Source organism: Gracilibacillus saliphilus (genome assembly GCF_010994085.1).
In the GTDB taxonomy this organism is placed as follows: Bacteria; Bacillota; Bacilli; order Bacillales; family Amphibacillaceae; genus Gracilibacillus; species Gracilibacillus lacisalsi.
On record NZ_WJEB01000037.1, the window covers coordinates 1 to 23065 of the forward strand.

The window sequence follows — 23065 nt, forward strand, 5'->3', positions numbered from 1 at the left end:
CACTAATATTATAAATAGTGCATAGAATTGTAGTAGATCTTTTTACAATATTGATTGCTTAAAAAGATCTTTTCAAGTAAAATAAAAGAGTCGTCGTTTTCTTTCGCGACTTAGTCAAGAATGGAAAGGAGCATAGAAACAGAAATTTAAATAAAAGCGCCTGGGCTATGACGTACGGTAAACTCATAGCTGACGAGGAGGAGGTTTATCGAGCATGATCGGCGGATGCCTCCCGGTTGCACATCTCAACCGATATGTTTTTGTTCGAAAGCAGGAAGGCAACTTCTTGTACAAGAATAAGAACAAGATGAACGAATACAAACACGAGAAAGGGGCAGATAGACGCCCCTTGTAACTATCGATTCAATGGTCGTTTGTCTGCCCCTTATTATAAGGAGGAGACAACACTATGTGCGGTATTGTAGGTTTTATTGGAGCAAATGATTCGAAGGAAGTTTTATTAACAGGATTAGAGAAATTAGAGTATCGAGGATATGATTCTGCAGGTATTGCTTTATTGAATGATAATGGTGTAAGTGTCACAAAAGTAAAAGGACGAATTGCAACGTTACGTGAAAAAGTAGACGAAGATGTGATGGCGACAATGGGTATCGGACACACTCGTTGGGCAACACATGGTGAGCCTAGTGAGGATAATGCGCACCCTCACCAAAGTGGATCTGGCCGTTTCACATTAGTTCATAATGGAGTAATCGAGAATTACAGTGAGATTCGCGATGAGTATTTAGTTGGTGTTTCATTAAAAAGTGAAACAGATACAGAAATCGTTGTACAGTTAATTGAACAGCTTGCTAATGAAGCGAATGATGTATTAGGTGGCTTCCGTAAAGCTTTATCTGTTCTAAAAGGATCTTATGCCATTGCTTTAATTGATAATCAAAATCCTGATCTTATTTACGTTGCCAAAAACAAAAGTCCATTACTTGTCGGCTTAGGGAACGGTTTTAATGTCGTAGCAAGTGATGCGATGGCCACATTAAAAGAAACGAATCGTTATGTGGAAATTGAAGATAAAGAAGTAGTATTGGTTCAACGTGATCGTGTCGAAATCCAGAAACTAGATGGAACAGTTGTGGATCGTGAAGCATATGTAGCTGAAATCGATGCTTCTGATACGGAAAAAGGAACCTATCCACACTTTATGTTAAAAGAAATTGATGAACAGCCATTTGTTATCCGTAAAATTATTCAAGAGTATCAAGACAAGAACGATACCATTAAATTAGATAATGATATCCGTAAAGCGATGAAGAAAGCGGATCGTATCTATATTATTGCAGCAGGAACAAGTTATCATGCTGGATTAGTTGGTAAACAATTTATTGAACGATTAGCTAATATCCCTGTCGAAGTGCATATTGCAAGTGAATTCTCTTATAATATGCCATTGTTATCTGAAAATCCATTATTTATTTTCATTTCACAAAGTGGGGAAACAGCGGATAGCCGTTCCGTTTTAGTACAAACAAAAGCTTTAGGGCACCCGGCATTAACGCTTACTAATGTGCCTGGTTCAACCCTTTCTCGTGAAGCAGACTATACCTTGCATTTACATGCAGGACCTGAAATTGCAGTAGCATCAACAAAAGCATATACAGCTCAAATTGCTGTATTAGCGATTCTGGCGGTAGATAGTGCCAGAGCAAAAGGGATTGATCTATCATTTGATCCACTTCAAGAACTAGCTATTGTATCAAGTGCGATGGAAACATTAACGGATCAAAAAGAAGAATTCGAACGTATTGCAAAAGACATGTTTGAAACAACTAGAAATGCCTTCTTTATTGGCCGTGGCGTGGACTATTTCGTTGTTCAAGAAGCGGCATTGAAGTTAAAAGAAATCTCATATATTCAAGCAGAAGGCTTCGCTGGCGGTGAATTGAAGCACGGTACGATTGCTTTAATCGAAGATGGAACACCAGTTATCGCTATCTCAACACAAGAAAATGTTAATCTATCCATTCGCGGTAACGTACAGGAAGTAGCAGCACGTGGAGCTAATACTTGTGTTGTAAGTATGAAAGGCTTTGAAAATGATAGTGATCAATTTGTTTTACCACAAGTCCACCAGCTGCTAACACCATTAGTAAGTGTGATTCCAATGCAGTTACTTGCTTATTACGCAGCACTTCACCGTGATTGTGACGTTGATAAGCCAAGAAATTTAGCGAAGTCTGTGACGGTTGAGTAATAAAAAAGTTGTTTAATTTATAATTGTAGCATGAAATGTAGATTTAAAATAAAGTCACGATGTTTCTAAAAAATGCGATGTTAAAAATAAAGTCATGTTGTTTATAAAAAAGTTGCGAAGCTTTGCCCCTATGGATATAATTATCTAAAGGGGTGTTTCTTTATGTCGAAAAGAAAAAGAACATCTAAAATTGATAAGTGGATTCAAGAGGGTCGAGGAACGGGCAGTGGGGCAGATTATCAACCTTGGCTTAAAATTCACGATGTTTTCCTCGTTAGGTCAGTCAACTAGATTGAAAGGTATAAAAACGGGTAGACAACTGTCACCCACAATTAATCTTTTTCCATAAGTCTTAATCTCTTTCCGTAAATGAGAGAGGAAAGAGCACTTGAGAGTGGTTTTTTGAGAAGATGTGAGAGAAAAATGAAGTGATATAGAAGTAGTTCATCAGCGGATAAAACTTGATTTATAGAGGTTTAGAGCAGAAGAGAAGGATATCCTTTTTCTTCTGTTTTTTTTCTATCTCCTTTCAGTCTTTTCTCTGTTACGGAAAAACCAAAGTTACCGTTCGACAAATTCCACAAGGTATGTATCAGGTTAAAATCGGCTGTTTTACGGAAAAAGATTAATCACGCACCATATTTTGTAAAAGTGGGTTGGGGTTAGGTATGGTATGAGATAGAGGGGGGATTTGGGGAGGGAAAGAGATTAATTGTGGGGGACAGAAATACAAGACCAAGAGAGAGCCAATGAGGCAAAGAAGTACACTTATTGTTTTTTAAATAAAAAGAACTATGAAAAAGGCCTTACATTAGATTAAAACAAGTTGATGGCTCTACAGAAGACTTTGAACTTGTACAAATGAATCAGTTGAAACATGAATATACATCGGTACCTAAAATTAAACGAATTAAAAGTAGTTCCTCAAAGCAGCGTACAACAGAGGATGAAAATACAAAAAAAATACTACTGTAATAATGATTCAATTCGATCCACAGCAGACGATGAAGACCAAAAAATTAGTAAGAGGGCTAGAGCATCAAATGTTGCACGAAATCCAAGCACAAGGTGAGTTGCAAGATTTGATTAATGTGTTGAAAGTAATGGAACAGCATTATCAAGTACAAGCAATTCGTGCAATTATCGATGTGCTACCAGAGGGTATAGGGGAACGTAGATTTACCAAGCTAAGTGATGGTGTAACGAAAAGACGATATAATTGCTGAAATACTTCTTATAAATGGTAAGCAATTCAATATTGTGGAGTTAGAACGTGAAAATCGTTCTCTATCGATCCTTATTTTATCATCGTCTACTACTCATAACTGGCATCTTTTTTATAATAAATTACTTGTGAATCTTATTAATGATAATGGCACTTGGACAAGTAAAGCATTAAAGATTATTGAAAATCAAGGTGTTATTGTGATGAAGGCGAAGCATGGTTCTAAAGGTATTCGGCATAGGAGCAAAATATTGTTAAACAAGTTAATTTAACAAATTTCTATAAAATTAGTGCTCTTCACTAAAAGAAAATGGTTATTTATATTGGGATATTGTTCAATGAAAGTATGGGGGGATTAATGGATAATAATAATTATGGGGTTCAAGGATTCAAGAATTTTATAGAAAAATGTTCAGAGAGGGGGATGTTACTTGAAAAGAAGCGTGTTATATATTGAAGATAAAGAGAAAATAGGCAGTTGGGTAAAAGGAGAATTGGAACAGCGAGGATTTTCAGTTCAGTGGCTGCTTTCTGGCGAAGGAGCCGAAAAAGAAGTAAATCAGCATGAAATAGTTATCTTGGATATCATGTTACCCGGTTTAGACGGATTTACTGTGGGAAAACGATTAAAAAAGGCAGCTCCTGCTGTTCCAATATTGCTGTTATCTGCTAGAACATCAATAGATGATAAGGTGGATGGTTTACAATTTGCTGATGACTATTTAACGAAACCATTCCATACGGATGAATTAGTTGCAAGATTAGAAGTATTAACCCGTCGAAGTGGTGGTATACATTCCGAACGAATTGCATTAGGAAATCATATTGAAGTAGATCCAGAAGTCCAAATGGTATATGACAAGTACACAGGAGAAGAAATTATATTGACAGGGAAACAACATCAAATTTTAATGTATTTCTTACGCCACCCTAATCAAGTGTTACCAAAAGAGCAAATTTATGAAGCGATTTGGAACGAAACTTACATAACTGGTGATAAAACATTAATGGTGCATATAAGTCGACTGCGTCAAAAGTTGGAACGGTATCCAGATTCCTCGGAGATTATTGAAACGTTAAAGGGAATAGGATATCGGGTGAAACTATGAAACAGACTAGATCATTATTTCGTCGTTTTCTAATGGGACATTTTGTATTTATCTTTTTTCCTCCAATTGTGCTATTTATCTTTTTTTCATTCATTGAGTTTTCGGGTATCAATGAAGAAAATCTGAATACGTTAAATCTATTTTACGTTATACTACTTTTGTTTGGTTTTGTTATTGTCACATTTGTTGTCATATCTTGGCTTTTCTTCTTGAGACTTCGCAAACGTCTCACTCGCTTACAGGAAGTCATGTCATTTTCAGCTAATAGTAACTCATTTCCTAAACCAGTGTCTGTTCAAACGGATCTTATGGATGAAATAGACCAGTTAGGAAGTTCTTTTAATTGGATGATTCAGCAGCTTGAAGACAGTCGTAAGCGAGAATATGAAGAGGAATTATTACGACATCGACTCATTGCGAATTTATCTCACGACTTACGAACTCCACTTACCATTTTGAAAGGACATGTTACCAGATTAAACAAAGAATCAATGAGTTTAAAAGGACGAGACTCATTAACGGAGATGAACCATACGATTACAAGAGTCGGAGATCTAATGGATGATTTACTTTCCTATACATTGCTTACATCAGGGAAACATCCTTTTCAACCCACTTCAACAGATATTGGGCGTTTAGTAAGAGCATCTGTTGCTGCGTGGTATCCTATATTTGAAGAATTAGAAATTCAGTTCGATGTTGATTTACCGACAGAGGCGACTTTTTATTGGGAAGCAGATCCTAAATGGATGACACGGATTCTTGACAATTTATTTCAGAATATCCTTCGCCATGCAGCAGAGGGAAAGTATGCAAACATTGTAGTTGATGTAGAAAAAGAACAGATCATTGTTGCAGACAGAGGTCCAGGGATGGATCACTCATCCTATGAGCGTGGGGCGGGAATTGGATTATCGGCTTCAAATTATATGTTGAAAAAAATGAAGCTGAAAGCTGACTTTATATCAACTGAAAATGGCACAAGAGTAGCTATTGGCAGAGTTTAACCTAAAGTTAACCCAGAAGTAAACAACATGATAACCAAGATGTAACTTTGCTTCTTTATAATGAGAACCATAACAGAAAGGAAGTGTTATGGTTGCTTACAATTAATAACTTAGTCAAACAAAGAGGAAATCAAGAAATTTTATCAGGTGTCAGTTTTAAAGCTAGACCCGGTAGAGTAACTGGTTTTTTAGGTCCAAATGGGGCAGGGAAAAGTTCTACACTTCGCATCCTGCTTGGGTTAGATCGTGCCACCTCAGGGAGTGCACTGATTAATGGAGTGCCATTCGCTGAATTACAGAATCCTCTAGCAACAGTAGGTGCTGCACTTGATAGATTTGGAGCTCATCGTATGCGAACAGGACGGAAACACTTGCGTTGGATTGCTTGTGCCGCGGGATTGTCTCGCTCACGTGTAGAGGAAGTTCTGGAAATAGTAGGTCTTACGAATGCAGCTGGGAAAAGGGTTGGAAAATATTCTCTTGGTATGGGAAGAAGACTTGGAATGGCAGCTGCACTACTTGGTGATCCAAAAATATTGGTTTTAGATGAACCCGTAAACGGGCTCGACCCAGAAGGAATTCGTTGGATTCGGACATTTTTACGTGAACGTGCTGCGTCTGGTAAAACGGTGTTACTATCCAGTCATCTAATGGGTGAGCTTGGAGAGACTGTTGATGATGTGGTGATTATTAATCATGGAAAAGTCGTTGCAGATGGAACATTGGAAGAAGTAATAGGCAACCATTCCACGCTGGAGGAAGCCTTTTTTGCCCTGACATCTAAAAATACGGGTGATGTTGTATGAGAGTATTCAACGCAGAACTATCTAAATTGTTCTCCCTGCCGGGCATTTGGCTTGCCTTTCTTATTGGAGCATTTGCCCCAGCGGTCATTGCTGTCTTGGACAGCGTAGTGGAAAAAGAGGAGATTATAGCTGGAGTTAGCACACGACTATCAGAAGTTGGCTATATTGGTTTAGGTCTTGGTGTGCAAGGTATCATTATTCTTGGTGTGCTTGCTGTCAGCAGTGAGTATTTGACAGAGAGCAGTGAATCTGGTGGAGGGAATCAGATTACAACGAGTTTAACCGTTGTTTCATCCCGTTTACACTTTTTGCTGGCAAAAGCAAGTGCTGTGACAGTGATCAGTTTACTGCTTTCCTTTGTTGCGATTCTAACAACTGTGTCAGCAACAAATCTTATACTTGGTGAATACGCCCCTGCATTTGAAGCATCTAGACTGATCGGCGCAGTTTGTTACTGGATATTTACTGCTCTTTTAGCATTTGGGATTACTGTTCTGACTAAGAATGGCATTATCCCGCTTGCTGTGCTCATGATAAATTCATCTGCTGTGACAGTCTCTTATCTCCTTACTAAGGTAACAAAATTAGCGTTTTACTTACCAGATATGGCTGGCCTTGATATGTTTATGGTTTCGAGCGACAGATTTCATACCCCATTTAAAGGTGGTTTAATCATGTTTGCTTGGGTAGCTGTTCTTTTCATTGTAGCAGCCATTGTATTCCATAGGAGGGACGTTTCATCATGAGTGTCTCTTCTAGTAGAAAGATAACACTAATCTTTGGTGCTGAACTGGATAAATTAGTTACATTACCATTGGTATGGCTTACTCTTATGTGTACATTCATTCTTAATTTAGTTTTAGCCGCAGCTTTTACTACTGCTGGTCTACGAGGTGCAGCAGGAACGCAAAGTATACTGAATATAGGACTTGCTCCTATGGGATATCTTCAAGCGGGGTTTATTATTCTTGGTATCTTAGCTACTTGTTCGGAGTACACGGGTGGGCAGATTCGAACTACTTTAATTACGATTCCTTGGCGTGGGTTTCAATTATCCACGAAACATTTAGCTTTGGCAATTGTAACCATTCCTATGGCTTTTATTATTGCTGCATCAGGTGTACTATATGCTTTTATTATGATGCGAGACACAGCATTAGTGATTGAAATAGACAATATGATAAAAACTTTAGTAGGTGCAACAGGCTATCTAACATTAACCACCCTTCTCAGTGCAGCTATAGGTGCTCTATTCAGACGAACCACTCCTGCTTTAGTAGTACTGCTTGGTCATTATTTCATTGTCAGTCCATTATTGAGAGATTTTCTACCTAGTATTAAAAATTATTTTCCGGATACGGCAGGATATTATATGTATATGTCGCCTCCTTCTAATGAAATAAATATCCTTACACCAATGCAAGGAGCAGGTATCTCAATGCTATGGACACTGATATTTATTACAGTGGCTATTGTATTTTACCGTAAACGAGATGCCTAAGTTTAGGTTTCATCACTTATACAAAATAAGGAAATTGATTTGTGGAGATGGAGAAAGAATCAATCCTTCATTACCTGTTGTTGAGTAATAATATAGTTCTTTAATTATAAATATAGTTGTTTAACATGTACAATAAAGTTGTTTGAAAACTTTGATTTACTTGTTCAATTAACAGGCCAGATTGTTGTACAAAAAAAAGGGGGGACACAAATGTTATTAAAACCAAATAAAAATTATATTTGGGTATATTTCATTATCTTTTTTGCTCTTTGGTGTGCGAGAGAAATATGGTTAGTCCAATACTTAGACATGATGGATTCCATACCAAGGGCTATTACATCAGCCGTTATCAAAATAGTCATTTGGGTCATTCCCGTTATATTTTTGGTTAAAGTTATGGAGAAAAGTAATCCGTTATCCTATTTAAGATTACGTCATAACTTTAAAAAGGGGTTAAAATGGGTAGGTTGGTTGTCTTTAGTTTTCATATTCTATTTAATTTTCAATCTAACTGTTTTAAAAAATGATTTTGATTTTCAAATGGGGTTTAATGAGTGGCTTAATACAATTCTGTTAGTTGGAATCACTGAGGAAATTGTCTTTAGAGGTTTTTTATTAAGAAAACTAATGGATTCTTATAAGTTCTGGATAGCAAATACAATTACAGCCTTACTCTTTGTGTCGATTCATTTTCCTATTTGGTTTTATAAAGGTCTCTTTGAATTCCCATATATTCTAGGTTCCATATTAACGGCTTTTGTATTGGGTATTCTATTTGGATTTGTATATAAGAAAAGTAACTCACTTTGGTCAGTAATTATTATTCATTCTTTGTATAATTTATTAGTGTCACTGTTCTACTAATGGGCGCAATTGTGAAGCAACACTTTAGAAAATGATCAAACTTTTTTATAAAAATTGTTTAATACTTCACAAACAAAAAATCCATTTTGATCAATCTTTTTTCAAAACGGATTTTTCTTACCAAAAGAGGGTTTGTGAGATATTTTTGATCAAACTTTATTTCAAAGTAATATATAAGTATGTTTAGATTGAAGTCACAGGTAAAAAATATAAATATTAAAATAAATTATTTATTTCACCCTCTGCGTTTAACATAGAAGCAGAGGGTTTTTTTATGTATTTACCATTAATAGAAACTAATGGGGAAACATTTGGGTATGTTTGATAAATTAAATAGCTGGAGGAGCATAGTAATATGATTGGATATTTCCCTTACCCATAAGAGCCATAGTTGATGTGCTAATTACCACATTAATTGTTGTGCAATGCTGTGTTAATTTTGATAAACCAAAAGTAAAATTGTAATTTTATGTTAAAATAAGCACAGAGATTGTGACGGGTTGTTTAAGAAGATAAATGAAAGAAGGAGTTTGTAATGAGGGTTAATGAAATAGCATTAAGGAGTGGGAGTATGGAGAAGTGGGATATTTACGACAAGGACAGAAATCTGACCTACAAGCAAATGAATCGTGGGGATATATTCGAACAAGGTGCTTATCATTTAGTGATTCACGTCTGTTTATTTAATCAACTTGGAGACATGCTGATTCAACAGCGACAACCAGATAAGGAAGATTGGAAAAACATGTGGGACATTACCGTGGGAGGTAGTGCTATAGCGGGTGAAACTAGTCAACAAGCTGCAGAAAGAGAAGTGAAAGAAGAAATTGGTTATACACTTAACCTTCGAAATAGGCGCCCTTCTCTAACTATTAACTTTGAGAATGGATTTGATGATTATTATCTTCTTGAAACTGATTTAAGTATCTCAAATCTCCCAGTACCGACTGAGGAAGTGAAACAGGTTAAATGGGCGTCGAGTGATGACATCATTAATATGATTTCGGAAGGTTTATTTATTCCTTATCACGCCCCGTTGATTGCATTATTATTTGATATGAGGTACAACATGGGTGCGCACAACCAAAGAATAGGTCAGTAAAACCTTTACAAACAATCGGGCGCTATTTTTTATAAATATTTCTTGATCATCTTCACCTAAAGAGGGTTTTTCTTTATAAGGCTATATGATAGTAGTGTTAACAGGAATGCATACGAAATAAGTAAAGGGAGATTGAAATGACCTATATAACAGTTGTAGAATACGATCCTCAATGGGTTCGAGATTTTGAAATGATTAGAGATTTTGTAACGCCATCCTTAAGTGACATTGTTTTGGCAGTAGAACATATCGGAAGTACATCTGTTCCAGGGTTACCTGCAAAACCAATTGTTGATATAGATGTTGTAGTAGCTACAAGAAACGATGTACAGATTGCTATTGAAAAACTAGCTACCTTAGGTTATGTACATGAAGGGGATTTAGGAATCAAAGGTCGTGAAGCTTTCATACCACCTGATAAAATGCCTTGGCATCACCTTTATGTTTGTACTATCGATAACGCTGAATTTAGACGCCATATTAAGTTTCGTGATTATTTGAGAAATCATCCTCAAGTAGCTAAAGATTATGGAGAATTAAAGTTAAAATTAGTAAAAGAGTTTCACAACGATCACAAGGCTTATACCAATGGAAAAACTGATTTTGTAGAAGAAATACTTAAACAAGCAGGGGAGAAAAATAAGATTTAGACTGTTAATTGAGCTAAAGGGTAGTTTTTCTTCGAGAAGCAAGCAATATAGGAAGATTTTGCAAAATGATATATTAAAAAATGTTTTGGGGGGTACTCAGACTGTTTATCGTAAATGTTGCTTTCTCTTGTTGGAGGTAAGGTGGATATAGAAGGAAATTCAGCAGATATATTAGAAAGAACAGTAAAGCGAGAAATATTAGAAGAAGTCGGTGTGAAAGTAAAAGACAGCTTAGCTTATGTACACAATACATCTTTCGTAATAGATACTGGTGAAAATTTAGTGGATATTGTTTTTCTTTGCGAATATGAATCAGGTGAGGCATTTCCTAAAAGTTCTGATGAAGTAGAAAAGATGTTATGGTTAACTACCGAAGAAATATTAAACCATCCAAATTCACCTATTTATTTAAAGGAAAGCATTAAACATTCCGAGGCGTTGATTTCAATTTATTAGTCATAATTACTTTATACATATTATGGAGTGGTTTAATTGAAGAATATTTATATTATTAGGCATTGTGAAGCAGAAGGCCAGTCTCCAGAAGCCCAACTTACAGATAGAGGCCATGAACAAGCCTTAGAATTATCTGAGTTTTTTTCCAATGTTAAAATAGATCGCATTATTTCAAGCCCATATAAACGTGCAATTGATTCTATTCGCCCACTTGCAAAGAGATTCAATATAGACGTTGAGATTAATAAAAATTTGATAGAGCGTATTCTGAGCACTAAAAATCTTCCCGATTGGTTTGAAAAACTTAGAAATACATTTGATGATATAGAATTGAGGTTTGAAGGCGGAGAATCCAGTCGAGAAGCTATGAAACGAATTGTTGAGGTTGTAGAAGAAGCTTTTAGCAGAAACAATAACAATACAGTCATTGTTACACATGGAAATTTAATGTCTTTACTTTTAATGTATTTTAACAAAGATTATGGGTTTGATGATTGGAAAATTCTTAGTAATCCTGACGCATTTCTCTTAAAACACGAGAGTAATAAGGTAACTTTTCAGCGAATATGGAAATAAAAAGGATATACATAAGGCGTGCGGAAATATAGGAGTTGTTAGTTACGAGGGTGCTTTAATTTAACAAGCTAATATAGTCCATTAGAATGAATCGCATCCTTTACGGCTCGAACAGACGCCTAACACTCCTTATGATCAACCCCCCCACTGATCATAGTCTCACTTCATTTCTAATCCAAATTCTTTTTAGGTTTTTCTACATGTTTTCTATTTTTTACTTCACTAAAAATGTCATCTGACTTACTTGCTTCAGTTAGTGTGGTCCCATTAGGTGGATTAGATTGATTTAATACAATTAGTGATTTCAGCATATTAATATCCTCTTTAGTAGCATATTGTTTATTGGGTTTTAGCATATAGCCTAACTGACCGTTTGCTTCGATTGTAGCCCATTGTAAATCACTAATACTTCTAATATTTTGTTGTCTTAATCGCACCTCAAGCATATCAACTGTTAATCGTAGCTTTTTTAAATTACTTTCGTTAATTTGGCCATTTTCGACTACAATTAGTGATTTTCCATAAATAATAGTTTCAAGAGCATTGGATTTTAAAACGATATACTCAATAAAAAGAAGTGTAACTACCATTAAGAAAGTAATCAACATAGTAATCCAAATGTTCCTGTCGCTGACAGGTTGAATGATTAATGAACCAACTGCTATCATCATCACAGTCTGAGCAACGGTAAGCTGTGAGATTGATTTTCTTCCTGCTAACCGCAAAATAAGTACTCCACCAATGACAATCACAATTGATTTCCATATAAAGTTTAAATCCAACAAAAACCCCCCTTTTAAAAGCAAATTATAATGTTTTTATCTGAAAAAATTTTTCAGTTTCCCTGTAGATGGAATGCTTAATTATTATGGTGAATGATATCCGCCCTCTTATTCTCCATAATTGAAAATAATCATTATTTAGGTTAGGAACGATTCCCTGAAAATAAAATGGGAATACTTCAAAATTTTATCATTTGATTTTCTAAAGCTTTTTCTTCCTTTCAACGTTTTCAATAGTTGCAGCATTTGTAATGCTATATAACCTGCTCTTAGGTTCATATATTTGTTGTGATGGCCATAATCCGTGGTGACCTGAAAAGATAAAACTCACTAAACAAGCAATAAAAAAGTACTCTAGTCCTTCTCCATCAAACATTTCCATTGCCAATAGGAACGCTGTTATAGGGGTATTAGCACCGCCACAAAAAACAGCGACTAATCCTAAGGCAGCCAGAAATGATATAGGTAGATCGAAGAAGATGTGTAAGGTATTACCTAATGTTGCTCCCATAAAAAATAAAGGTATTGCCTCTCCACCAACAAAGCCCGTTCCAAGAGTTACCGCCGTAAACACTAGCTTTGCCAGGAAAGCAAAGGGAGGAACGTCTCCTGTGAATGATTGTTCTAGCATCTGTAAGCCTCGGCCATTGTAATCTTGTGAACCGATGATTAATGTAAATAAAACTATGATAATTCCTCCAACAAAGGCCCTTTTCATATGATTTTTCTTAAAGAGTTTCTCAGATAACGTTTGTATACCATGCCTCAACTGGCAGTATAAAACACTTAGTAAACTAAAAATAACAGCCAAAATAATAACTTTTGTAAATGTAATAAAGGATAACTCTGGTACATTTTGTATAATAAATTCTTCGTGTTTATGTCCCCAAACTGCTGTTGTCATAAAGTGACCAACAAAGCTAGCCACAAGACAAGGGACGAATGCCTCAAATTTTATTTTCCCTAAAGCAGTCATTTCCATTCCAAAAACAGCACCTGTTATAGGTGCCCCAAAGGCAGCCCCAAATCCAGCACTTATGCCGCTCATGATATAAATTTTTGTGTCGAGTAAGTTGACCTTAAATAGTCTGTTGCCTGCTTCAGCTACACTTCCTCCCATTTGGACAGCTGCACCTTCTCTTCCTGTTGAACCGCCCAAAAAGACTGTTAGAAAGGTTCCAAAGTAAACAATAGGCCCCATTCTGATTGGAATCTTCTTGTTGCCATGAACGCTGTTTATCACTAAATTATTTTGTTCAGCAGTGTCATTTAAAGTATTGTTAAAATATACCTTGCCATAATTCATATATATATATCCTAAGATAATTCCACCAAGAGGAAGAAGACCTATAAGCCATCCACTTTTTTCTCGTACACTCCCTAGGTAATCATTTATTTCTAAAAGAAAAGTAGTTGCAGAACCGACAACTATACCAATTATGAGGCCTGAAATTACCCATTTGCAGAGAATTGAAAAAAAGTTTTTGTACTTTCGTTTTATAACCATATAAAAGTTAACCTCACTTTCAAAGGATCAATATTTATATTGCTAAGAAACTTTAAAAATATTCTCGGAAGGTCCCGTTGTTTAGCGATAAGAACGAAAAGTTGAGAGATAGATTAAAGATAAAAAGGAAATAGACCCGAATTGTTAAATAAGTAAATAGAGAGAAATAATTGACATGACACTATTTGGTGTCGTAAAATAAAAAAGACACCATTTGGTATCCTATTGGGAGGGACCGTTTTGAAAAAAACAGATGAAAAACGTGATGTGTTTGTAGCCATTGCTGATCCAACAAGGCGTGAAATAATACGTTTATTGGCAGATTCAGATGAGTTACCTTTACATGAATTAACTCCTCACTTTCAAATGGGGCGTACAGCAGTATCGAAACATTTGATGATTCTGAGAGAAGCCAATTTAGTAACAAACCGTAAAGCAGGCAGGGAAACAAAGTATCGACTGAATGCCGAACCTTTACAAGAGGTAAAAGATTGGCTGTCCTTTTATGAAAAGTTCTGGAATGAACGAGCGGCAATGCTCAAAGATATTTTAGAGGATTAATGGATATTAGATTTTTAGTATGAAAGTTCAGTCGAAAAAGTGAAGCATGTATCAACAGATTCGAAAAAAGCAAATGGTTTTTATTGTACACAACACATTCTTTAAGAGGGGTGTTCTTTATGGAAGGTAGTTACCTGAATCCTCAGGTTGATGAATACATAGGTAAATCCAAAAAGTGGAAAGAGGAATATGAGATTTTAAGGAAAATAATTCTTGAATGTGAATTGAAAGAAGAAATAAAGTGGAACAAACCGTGTTACACATTTGAGAAAAGTAATGTAGTGATCATACAAGGTTTTAAAGAATACTGTGCACTTATGTTTTTTAAAGGTGTTTTGTTAAATGATCCTCAAGGTATTCTTGTCAAACCTGGTGAAAATTCACACGCACAACGACAGCTTCGATTCACCAACACTCAAGATATTCATGCAATGGAATCTACGTTAAAAGCATATCTTCAGAAAGCGATTGAAGTGGAGAAAGCAGGCTTGGAAGTAAATTCTGTAAAGAAGCCCGAATTGACAGTTCCTGAAGAATTACAAAAGAAGTTTGATGAAATGCCTGCATTGAAAAAGGCATTTGAATCATTGACACCAGGAAGACAAAGAGCTTATATTCTTTACTTTTCTAAAGCAAAAAAATCTCATACACGAGTGGCGAGGATTGAAAAATATATAGAGAAAATTCTTGATAGAAAAGGGTTAAATGATTAGTGATTATCCTATGCCGTTGATCAATTTAATGAACAAAAAATAAAGGAATCGTTAAAGAAAATATTAGAGGAGGAAGAATGAATGGCAGATTTATCGTTAGATTTTCAATTTAAAAGCCCCATTAATAAAGTTTGGAAGGCATTAACTAATTCCGATACACTTGCACAATGGGTGATGGAAAATAACTTTAAACCAATCGTGGGACATAAGTGTCAGTTTTGGAATAAAGAAATTGATTTAGTAGTGGATTGTGAAGTGTTAGTTGTAGATGAACCGTCTACTTTATCCTATACATGGGTAGGTGGACCAATTGATACGATCGTAACGTGGACATTAACTGAAGACGGTGAAACAACACATTTACATCTTGACCACACTGGATTTGAAGCAAAAGGACAAGCATATAACGGTGCGAAATACGGTTGGGCGTATAAAGTGGAAGAACTTCAAAAAGTGTTAGGAGAAAAATCTTCATATGATAAAGGAAATCATAACATAGCGACTTTCACTTCATTTTTACAGGGTATTGATCATGAAGCACACAGGGAAAGAACGGAACAAATATTCAACTGGATTACTGAAAAATATCCTAAATTAGAAACAGAAATCAAATGGAATCAACCGATGTTTACGGATCACGGTACCTTTATCATTGGATTTAGTGTATCGAAAAAACATTTAGCAATTGCTCCTGAACATGTAGCCATTCAACATGTAGAAGCGGACATTCAACAAGCAGGTTATGATTACACAAAAGAGATTATCCGTATCCCGTGGAATCGTGAAGTAGATTATGAATTATTGGCAAAAATCATTGATTTTAATATTTGGGACAAAGCAAATTGTACGACGTTTTGGAGAAAGTAAGCTGACCATATGAAAAAAGGAGTGAGTAAGATGGCGTTTTTTCAAGATATATTTTCGATCTTTAACAAAAGAAATGTACCTTTTATCGAAAGTTTTCAAGAAGAAAAAGATGTCTATACGTTTCGTTTTGAAAAATCAGATGACGTAACTTGGAAGGCTGGTCAACACGGCTTATTTACGGTCACACACCAGAAAATAAAAGATCATACCCGTCCATTTACCATCGCATCGGCACCTGAGGAAGATGTGATTCAAATAACGATGAAAATTAGTGATGATCCCAGTGAATTTAAACAAGCGATGTTATCCTTAAAAAAAGGCGATACGATTAAAATGGCAGGGCCGGTTGGATCATTTTGTTTAAAAGAGGATAGCCCTACAATGCTGATTGCAGGAGGGATTGGCATTACTCCATTTCGAGCCATCGTCCAACAAATAGAAGCAGAAGGTAATAATAATAAACAAATTCAATTAATTTATTTGGATAGCAATAAATCTTTTATTTTTCAAGATGAATTGGACCTAATAGCTAAAGAAACTTCTGTTAAGGTAAGATATCTTCATGAAAGAGATCATTTAAACAAGGAACTGGATAAGTGTATTAGCTCATATTCGAATGAAGGTCATTTCTTCGTTTCAGGACCGAAATCAATGGTGGAGACTACAACTACATATTTACAAAAGCAGAATGTACCTAAGCGACATATTAAAAAAGATGTTATGTTTGGGTATTAGTATCAAGTCAACAACACATAACTTTAGTCATGAGTTGTTGACAATTGTTTACTTATTAACTAGTAAAGTCCTTACACCCTAATGCTCCTTCCTATTTAAAAGAGAGTATTAAAAGAGCTGAGAAGATGAAGAGTATCAAATAAATAGAGAAAATATGACTAAAAAAACGCCTAAAATAGGAAGGTTTAATTGGAGAGACAAAAGTATGGTAAAAAAATCATCGACTAATCAAATTGGACGGATTTTAATAAAAGAAAAATCAGAACGATTGCATCCTTTATATAAATATGTGAAAGAGATAAAAGATCAAATCAAAGCTTCTGCAGGTGCAGTATACGTAATACAAGAGGATAAAGTTATAGGTGAATAGTATTCTGGGGTTAACCCTTTAACAAAACGAAAAATTGAAGAAGACTCTCGTTTTAATATTTACTCTGCTCGTAAAAGCTATATAGGTTTGGCAGTTGCTATCCTTCTTAATGACGGAAAAATAAATAGTTTGGATGACTTAGCATTAGAGTATGTAGCAGGATTAAATGATAATCTTTATAAAGGTATTACATTGCGCCACCTTGTAACACATACACATGGTTTAAAATTTATGAATGACGAATTGATAAGGAGTTCTTCTCCAGGAAGTGAATGGGTATACAATGATGCGGGACTGTCACTGTTATATAAAATTATTACCAATATCTCTAAGCGTACGGTGAATGGTATTCTTCAAGAATATGTGTTTAATCCTTTAGAGTTTTCAGAAACTGGATGGGAATCAACGTATCAAAATAATCTTGTTGCTGATGTCTTTGAATTACCAGAAGATCCGAAAATTCGATTAGATAAAGATACTGGATTTGAAAGAAATTTGTATGTGAGTGCGAGAGAGTTTGCACATTGGGGCTATTTACATTTGAACAATGGAAATCTTCATGGTAAGCAAGTTTTGCCGAGAAATATATTTGAATTCACCACTTCGATACAAACACCGAAAGATATGTTTCATACACCCCAAAACGGATTTTTTTGGTTTAAGAATGATAACGCTTATCTAAATAGTGAATTAGGCGAGGAGCTGCCAATAAATTCTTATCAAATTTTAGGAGCATCTGGTTGTGCCTGCTTAGTTATACCAGAATATAAAGCTGTAGCAGTACGTATGTACAATAAGATTGGCAATCCAGTTGGATATGACTATTTAAGAGATATTAAGGATTTTGGAAATTTAGTTAGTTCCTTATGTAACTAATTTTTTCGTGAAAGAAACAGTTAACGGGGATTTGTAAAAGGGATGTTTTGAAGAGAAGTATCACTCATAGTAGTATGCTTAAAATCGCTACCTGTTTATAGTATAATGAGTTCAATTAAATTATGAATGCTTTAGGTAACGCAGTATGTAAAGCTTCTATAAGAATTTCAAACCCCTAAGTTTTATAATTCTCTCTGATGAATGTTTATCAAAAGATTTAACTAATACTTTAAAGTAATGTGACGGATTACTTCATAGAAACCAACCAATAAAGCCACGCTATCAGCCGAACATTACCACTTGCATTTATGTTCTAAAATGGAAGAGAAAGCTCTTTTATTTATTTTAAATAGTTAAAGGGAGGTTAATAGGATAGGATTTAAAGGAAAGGCGACATCTCGATTTAGTCAGCAGAACTAAAAGAGCGGGATAGGAACTTGGCAATTATCATGAGATAGAAAGGGAAGGGTGGATTTATGACGGAGAAAGTTCGATCGGGGAAGGAAACGCATGTGATTGAAGTACACCAGTTAAAGATGCGCTACGGGACAGTTGACGTGTTGAAGGATGTGAATTTCACCGTAAGACGTGGTGAAGTACTTGCTCTTCTTGGTCCTAATGGTGCAGGAAAGACGACTACTATCGAAATCCTCGAAGGTTTCCGTATTCCCTCAGATGGGGAGGTCAAAGTTTTGGGTGTCACTCCAAAAGAAGGAGATGAATCGTGGCGAGCACAATTAGGTATTGTCATGCAGTCCTGGAGAGATCATCCGAAATGGAAAGTACATGAATTGTTAGAGCATTTAGGTAGATATTATGAGCCATATGCTACTACAAATCGCTCACGACCAATGGATGCTGGTGAATTAATAGATAAAGTTGGTCTGCAAGAACAAGCAAATCTAAAGGTAAGTAGTTTATCCGGAGGTCAGCGCAGGCGGTTAGATGTAGCCATCGGATTGATCGGCAATCCTGAAATTCTATTTCTAGACGAGCCGACCACAGGATTTGATCCGCAAGCTCGCCGCGATTTCCATGAGGTGATCAGGCGCTTGTCAGAGTTAGAAGATACCACAATTTTATTAACTACACACGATTTACATGAAGCTGAGAAATTATCCGATCGCATTCTGATTCTAGCAGATGGAAGAATCGTTGCTAATGGTAGTGCCGAGCAATTAGCCGAGCAAGTAGCTGGCACTTCTGAGGTGCGATGGATGGTGAACAATAAACGCTTCCACCAAGAAGTAACAAATGCCCCTTCATTCGTCCAAAAATTGTTTGCTGAGCACGGTGATACCATTACAGATTTGGAAGTACGCAAAGCAAACTTAGAAGATACCTACATCAAAATGGTTCAACAGATAAAAAGTAACGAAAGCTTTGACGATACACTGGCTAATTTTGAGGAGGGAACAGAATGAATCCTGTCTTACATGCGGCTAAACTAGGTGTACTGCGCGGCTGGATCGAGTTTAAACAGATGCTCAAAAATCCTCAAGAGTTTGGCTTTAATATTATTATGACGATGGTCTTTTTGATTGTGCTATATTTTCAGCGTAATAACACAATTGAAGGAACGGATCTAGCACTAGCAATGTTTGCGCTCCCAAGCATACTTGGTATGCTTGTTGTTTTCGGTGGTTTTATGGGTGCTGCTACAACGTTAACATTTGAACGAGAAGATGGAACCCTACTTCGAGCAAAGGCGACACCGAATGGCATGGTCAGTTATTTGATCAGCAGAATCATTAGTGTAACAACTTATTCCATGGTAAGTGTGATCATGTTGCTGATACCTGGATTGTTTTTAATTAAAGGATTGGCAGATACCTCTTGGAGTGGTTGGTTGATGCTGTTATTTATTTTTATCATTGGCATATTAGCTACTCTTCCTTGGGGAGCTGTTGTTGGATCATTAGTTAAAAGTACTGGTTCTTCCTTTAATTTGACTATGTTGCCTATCGGTGCCTTGACAGCAATTTCTGGTATCTTTTATCCGATCACTAGTTTGCCAGATTGGTTACAAGTTATTGCTCAGATTTTCCCTGTTTATTGGTTAGGTCTTGGCATGCGGGCGGCATTACTTCCGGAAACCGCTGTGCTAGCCGAAATTGGAGAGTCATGGCGTTATTTAGAAATGTTCGGAGTGTTGGGTATCTGGACGATTGCAGGCTTTCTGATTGTTCCAAGAATATTACGCAGAATGGCACGTAAAGAATCCGGGTCCACTTTGGAGAAACGCAAGCAAGAAATGATGTCCCGTGGTTATTAAACGGATTTTCAGAATTAAAATATTGAACATGACCCTTTGGCTTTTCGTTGTCTATAGGGTCTTTTTATGGTAATAATACCATAAGACTTATTAAATATGATAGAAGTTTATTGAAACAGAACTTTTTTGTTAGCATAAAAATATTCATTTAGAGTGTGGATTTTAAGAGAGGCGGGATACAATGGCCGATGAGAAAATATATTCTTTAGACCCAATTGTTGATCAACGATCACGTATTCTTATTCTTGGCTCTATTCCTGGGAAACAGTCCTTGATGAAACAGCAGTATTATGGAAATTCACGAAATCATTTCTGGCCGATATTATTTAAAATTTATGAGCAAGGGTGGATTAATGACTATGAAGAAAGAATTGAATTTTTGCGTAATAAACAAATCGCTCTGTGGGATACTATTGGCTCCTGCTATCGAGAAGGTAGTTTGGATTCTAAAATAATAGAAGCAGAACCCAATCCAATAAAAGAATTACTAGATACATATCCTAATATCCAAAGAATCGGTTGTAATGGTACGAAATCCTATCAAGTGTTTTGTAAATACTTTTCCGATTTAAAAGAGCAGATTAAAGTGACTAAATTACCTTCAACAAGTCCAATCCCTGGTCGTTATAATAAAACGTTTGAAGAAAAATTGGAAATATGGAAGGAACTACTTAAAAATTAATGGTTGATGGAGCAGGTGATAAAGTCTGATTTCGTTTATGGATTCAGACCTATTATTGTCACCCCGAATTATGTTTTTCCATATTACAGAAGGGGAGAGTTTGGAGAGTGAAGAATTAAAAAAATAACATGGAATTTTGAATAACCATATCTAATTTTATGAGCACCTGGTTGAGTTTGCTTAGTTATATTAGAAAATAAATTTGTAGCAGTACATATATAAAAAAAGATTGACAATCCAGTTGTATATAACTATTTAAGAGATATTAAAAACTTTCGCAATTTAGTCAGCTCCTTATGTAACTAATTTCCTTATGAAAAGAAGAACAAGAAGTTATTAGCTATAACAAGCAACTCGTTCTCCTATATCAATTATTGTGAATGAATAGCTTATCAAACAAGAAAAACGAAACTAATTTTATTTAATAGGTATACAGATTTCACAATAAGGCTTGTGAATCTTATCACCAAAGTATCTTTCTAAAATAGGTTTATTATCCATTTGAAATCCATTGCTAAGTAAAGAAGGGAAAATGTTGGTATAAGCTTCTTGGATATCTTCTGCGGTATGTTTAACATCGTAAATAAGATATTTCCCGCCAGAAAGCTCTTTTTCACAAATTGAACCATCTAATGCATAATCCCTCGAAAGTACAATACATGCATCAAATCTACAGTTGTCAGGTGGTGTTGTCTCAGGGTTATCTTGGGGAATGGCAATTAGAGTTGCTGATGCAAGAAGGTTTTTCTTTTTTGCCCATTTTTTTAACTTTTCCATTACTGCATTATTAGCAGGACCATAAGGACCAACTCGTCGCAAATAAGCAACATGATAGTTTGGTAGTGTTTCTATTTTAAATTTCATAAATTCATTCGTCCTTTCTTTTCCTTATTTTTCATATTTGGTACAAAGTGAATGTAACATGGTTTAAAATTATATTCATCTGAATTTTTAAAATTTTTAGAAATATACTAAAATTAAATAGTTGACTTAGGCAAGTATTGGTTGTAGAATAAATAATCAACAACATATATGAAAAATTTGGATATTAAAGAGGTGTGTGAATTTGATAAACGTAGAAGATGATTGTAGACTTGCATTCCGTAAATTTAACAGATTCTATACAGATGTTCTTGGATTTTTAAATGAACATATATACGACAGTCCTTTTTCTCTAACAGAAACTCGTATTCTCTTTGAAATTTACAATACCTCCGGTTGTATGGCAAAAGACATTCAGCAAAACTTAAATTTAGATGGTGGATATGTAAGTAGAATTATCAAAAAATTCGAAAAAGAAAAAATGATTTATAAGCAAAAAAGTAAAGAAGATGCACGTAATCATTATTTGTTTATCACCAGCCACGGAGAAATAATTTACAAAGAACTAGAGAAGAAGGCTAACCAGCAAGTAGATAATATTCTGGAGAACTTAGGTCAAGAACAACAACAAAAACTCGTTGCTTCAATGAACACAATACAAGACATTCTTTTTAGCTCTTTAAAACGAACAGAGGAATCCATATCTGTTAGAAGTTATTATACTTCGGAGGATTTAAAGAACATGATTGAGCAGCAATGGGAATTTTATAACCGAGTACATAAATGGGATGAAAGTTTTTTGGCATATCTCCATCAAACATTTGAGGCTGAAATCGAGAGAATTTGGATAGCTGAAATTAATGGTCAGTTTGCGGGTAGTATCGGATTGGTAAATGCCGCTGAAAAGGTAGGGCAGTTAAGGTGGTTTTTTGTCAATCCATCATTTCAGAACAAGGGATTGGGTACACAACTAATTAAGTCTTTAATTCAATACTGTAGACACTTTAATTATGAACGCATTTTCCTTTGGACAGTTAGTGATATGGAAACTGCTAGACCACTGTATAAAAAAATGGGATTTGAGATAACGGAAGAAAAAGCAGAAGTATTTATGTGGGGAACACAATTAATAGAAGAACGTTGGGATTTAGAACTAGGATCAAAATAATAATATAAATCTTTTAGAGAAAAGCTTAACTTTTTAAAATCAGACAATAAAAAGAACTATATGTATCATGCAAAATGGAGATTTTTAGCATAAACTCTTGTCGTATAAGTTATCACGCCGTTTACCATCTGTAAGTCCCTACTAATGTAGTATCACTTTATTTGTGAAAATCTTTTTTTCTAGTCATTTTAATGGAACA

The 23065-nt window shown here is 35.4% G+C and carries 25 protein-coding genes and 3 pseudogenes; 25 read left to right on the top strand and 3 right to left on the bottom strand.

What is annotated here, in order from left to right:
* The first annotated feature begins 409 nt into the window (after window positions 1-409).
* The 14 genes and pseudogenes from glmS to GHT08_RS18300 all read left to right on the top strand — a co-directional run bounded on the left by glmS (window position 410) and on the right by GHT08_RS18300 (window position 11508).
* Window positions 410-2212 (top strand): glutamine--fructose-6-phosphate transaminase (isomerizing), encoded by a 1803-nt coding sequence (gene glmS, locus GHT08_RS18240; RefSeq protein WP_163582845.1) that lies wholly within the window; start codon window positions 410-412, stop codon window positions 2210-2212.
* Window positions 2213-2374: 162 nt separating this feature from the next.
* Window positions 2375-2531 (top strand): annotated as a pseudogene (locus GHT08_RS22500) (TnsA endonuclease N-terminal domain-containing protein); the annotation flags it as partial.
* 724 nt (window positions 2532-3255) lie between these two features.
* Window positions 3256-3438 carry a hypothetical protein gene (locus tag GHT08_RS22250; protein ID WP_238343607.1) on the top strand — a complete coding sequence of 61 codons (183 nt, stop codon included), beginning with the start codon at window positions 3256-3258 and terminating at the stop codon, window positions 3436-3438.
* Window positions 3439-3472: 34 nt separating this feature from the next.
* A complete protein-coding gene (locus tag GHT08_RS22255) occupies window positions 3473-3709 on the top strand; it encodes a hypothetical protein (RefSeq protein WP_238343608.1) in 237 nt (78 codons plus the stop codon).
* 159 nt (window positions 3710-3868) lie between these two features.
* On the top strand, window positions 3869-4546 hold the full coding sequence (locus GHT08_RS18255) for a response regulator transcription factor (RefSeq protein WP_163582846.1): 678 nt from the start codon (window positions 3869-3871) through the stop codon (window positions 4544-4546).
* Window positions 4543-5553, top strand: a complete 1011-nt coding sequence (locus GHT08_RS18260) for a sensor histidine kinase (protein WP_163582847.1) — start codon at window positions 4543-4545, stop codon at window positions 5551-5553. Before GHT08_RS18255 ends, GHT08_RS18260 begins: the two co-directional genes overlap by 4 nt.
* A gap of 83 nt (window positions 5554-5636) precedes the next feature.
* Window positions 5637-6359, top strand: coding sequence for an ABC transporter ATP-binding protein (locus GHT08_RS18265; protein ID WP_475404882.1), 723 nt, complete (start codon window positions 5637-5639; stop codon window positions 6357-6359).
* Window positions 6356-7105: an ABC transporter permease gene (locus tag GHT08_RS18270; RefSeq protein ID WP_163582849.1), complete on the top strand. Its 750-nt coding sequence runs from the start codon at window positions 6356-6358 to the stop codon at window positions 7103-7105. Before GHT08_RS18265 ends, GHT08_RS18270 begins: the two co-directional genes overlap by 4 nt.
* Window positions 7102-7860 (top strand): ABC transporter permease, encoded by a 759-nt coding sequence (locus GHT08_RS18275; protein ID WP_163582850.1) that lies wholly within the window; start codon window positions 7102-7104, stop codon window positions 7858-7860. The genes GHT08_RS18270 and GHT08_RS18275 overlap by 4 nt, the downstream gene beginning before the upstream one ends.
* Window positions 7861-8070: 210 nt before the next feature.
* Window positions 8071-8724, top strand: coding sequence for a CPBP family intramembrane glutamic endopeptidase (locus tag GHT08_RS18280; RefSeq protein WP_163582851.1), 654 nt, complete (start codon window positions 8071-8073; stop codon window positions 8722-8724).
* 571 nt (window positions 8725-9295) lie between these two features.
* Window positions 9296-9826 carry an NUDIX hydrolase gene (locus GHT08_RS18285; protein WP_163582852.1) on the top strand — a complete coding sequence of 177 codons (531 nt, stop codon included), beginning with the start codon at window positions 9296-9298 and terminating at the stop codon, window positions 9824-9826.
* A gap of 137 nt (window positions 9827-9963) precedes the next feature.
* Window positions 9964-10476, top strand: coding sequence for a GrpB family protein (locus GHT08_RS18290; RefSeq protein ID WP_163582853.1), 513 nt, complete (start codon window positions 9964-9966; stop codon window positions 10474-10476).
* A 120-nt stretch (window positions 10477-10596) separates the two neighbouring features.
* Window positions 10597-10932, top strand: a pseudogene (locus GHT08_RS18295) (NUDIX hydrolase); the annotation flags it as partial.
* Between the two features lie 36 nt (window positions 10933-10968).
* Complete coding sequence (locus GHT08_RS18300) at window positions 10969-11508, top strand: histidine phosphatase family protein (RefSeq protein ID WP_163582855.1); 540 nt, start codon at window positions 10969-10971, stop codon at window positions 11506-11508.
* A 170-nt stretch (window positions 11509-11678) separates the two neighbouring features.
* On the opposite strand, the gene GHT08_RS18305 is transcribed toward GHT08_RS18300, so the two are convergent.
* Both GHT08_RS18305 and GHT08_RS18310 read right to left on the bottom strand, forming a co-directional pair.
* Window positions 11679-12290 (bottom strand): DUF421 domain-containing protein, encoded by a 612-nt coding sequence (locus GHT08_RS18305; RefSeq protein WP_163582856.1) that lies wholly within the window; start codon window positions 12288-12290, stop codon window positions 11679-11681.
* 202 nt (window positions 12291-12492) lie between these two features.
* Window positions 12493-13797, bottom strand: a complete 1305-nt coding sequence (locus tag GHT08_RS18310; protein ID WP_163582857.1) for a voltage-gated chloride channel family protein — start codon at window positions 13795-13797, stop codon at window positions 12493-12495.
* A 240-nt stretch (window positions 13798-14037) separates the two neighbouring features.
* On the opposite strand from GHT08_RS18310, the gene GHT08_RS18315 reads away from it, so the two are divergent.
* From GHT08_RS18315 to GHT08_RS18360, 10 genes and pseudogenes are all read left to right on the top strand, one after another.
* The gene (locus GHT08_RS18315; RefSeq protein ID WP_153836663.1) at window positions 14038-14358 is read left to right on the top strand and encodes an ArsR/SmtB family transcription factor; all 321 of its coding nucleotides are present in this window, start codon (window positions 14038-14040) and stop codon (window positions 14356-14358) included.
* A 119-nt stretch (window positions 14359-14477) separates the two neighbouring features.
* Window positions 14478-15071 (top strand): YdeI/OmpD-associated family protein, encoded by a 594-nt coding sequence (locus tag GHT08_RS18320; RefSeq protein WP_163582858.1) that lies wholly within the window; start codon window positions 14478-14480, stop codon window positions 15069-15071.
* Window positions 15072-15152: 81 nt separating this feature from the next.
* Window positions 15153-15518: pseudogene (locus tag GHT08_RS22425) on the top strand (SRPBCC family protein); the annotation flags it as partial.
* A gap of 48 nt (window positions 15519-15566) precedes the next feature.
* Complete coding sequence (locus tag GHT08_RS18330) at window positions 15567-15938, top strand: iron chaperone (RefSeq protein ID WP_163582913.1); 372 nt, start codon at window positions 15567-15569, stop codon at window positions 15936-15938.
* A 30-nt stretch (window positions 15939-15968) separates the two neighbouring features.
* Window positions 15969-16673, top strand: coding sequence for an FAD-dependent oxidoreductase (locus GHT08_RS18335; protein ID WP_163582859.1), 705 nt, complete (start codon window positions 15969-15971; stop codon window positions 16671-16673).
* A 205-nt stretch (window positions 16674-16878) separates the two neighbouring features.
* Window positions 16879-17043 (top strand): hypothetical protein, encoded by a 165-nt coding sequence (locus GHT08_RS18340; protein WP_163582860.1) that lies wholly within the window; start codon window positions 16879-16881, stop codon window positions 17041-17043.
* A gap of 33 nt (window positions 17044-17076) precedes the next feature.
* Window positions 17077-17919: a serine hydrolase domain-containing protein gene (locus tag GHT08_RS18345; protein ID WP_163582914.1), complete on the top strand. Its 843-nt coding sequence runs from the start codon at window positions 17077-17079 to the stop codon at window positions 17917-17919.
* A gap of 476 nt (window positions 17920-18395) precedes the next feature.
* Window positions 18396-19343, top strand: a complete 948-nt coding sequence (locus tag GHT08_RS18350) for an ABC transporter ATP-binding protein (protein WP_163582861.1) — start codon at window positions 18396-18398, stop codon at window positions 19341-19343.
* A complete protein-coding gene (locus GHT08_RS18355) occupies window positions 19340-20194 on the top strand; it encodes an ABC transporter permease (RefSeq protein WP_163582862.1) in 855 nt (284 codons plus the stop codon). Before GHT08_RS18350 ends, GHT08_RS18355 begins: the two co-directional genes overlap by 4 nt.
* 181 nt (window positions 20195-20375) lie before the next feature.
* Window positions 20376-20876, top strand: coding sequence for a DNA-deoxyinosine glycosylase (locus tag GHT08_RS18360; protein ID WP_163582863.1), 501 nt, complete (start codon window positions 20376-20378; stop codon window positions 20874-20876).
* A gap of 417 nt (window positions 20877-21293) precedes the next feature.
* On the opposite strand, the gene GHT08_RS18365 is transcribed toward GHT08_RS18360, so the two are convergent.
* A complete protein-coding gene (locus GHT08_RS18365; protein WP_163582864.1) occupies window positions 21294-21740 on the bottom strand; it encodes an AraC family transcriptional regulator in 447 nt (148 codons plus the stop codon).
* A gap of 202 nt (window positions 21741-21942) precedes the next feature.
* On the opposite strand from GHT08_RS18365, the gene GHT08_RS18370 reads away from it, so the two are divergent.
* On the top strand, window positions 21943-22866 hold the full coding sequence (locus GHT08_RS18370) for a bifunctional helix-turn-helix transcriptional regulator/GNAT family N-acetyltransferase (protein WP_163582865.1): 924 nt from the start codon (window positions 21943-21945) through the stop codon (window positions 22864-22866).
* The last annotated feature ends 199 nt before the right edge of the window (window positions 22867-23065 follow it).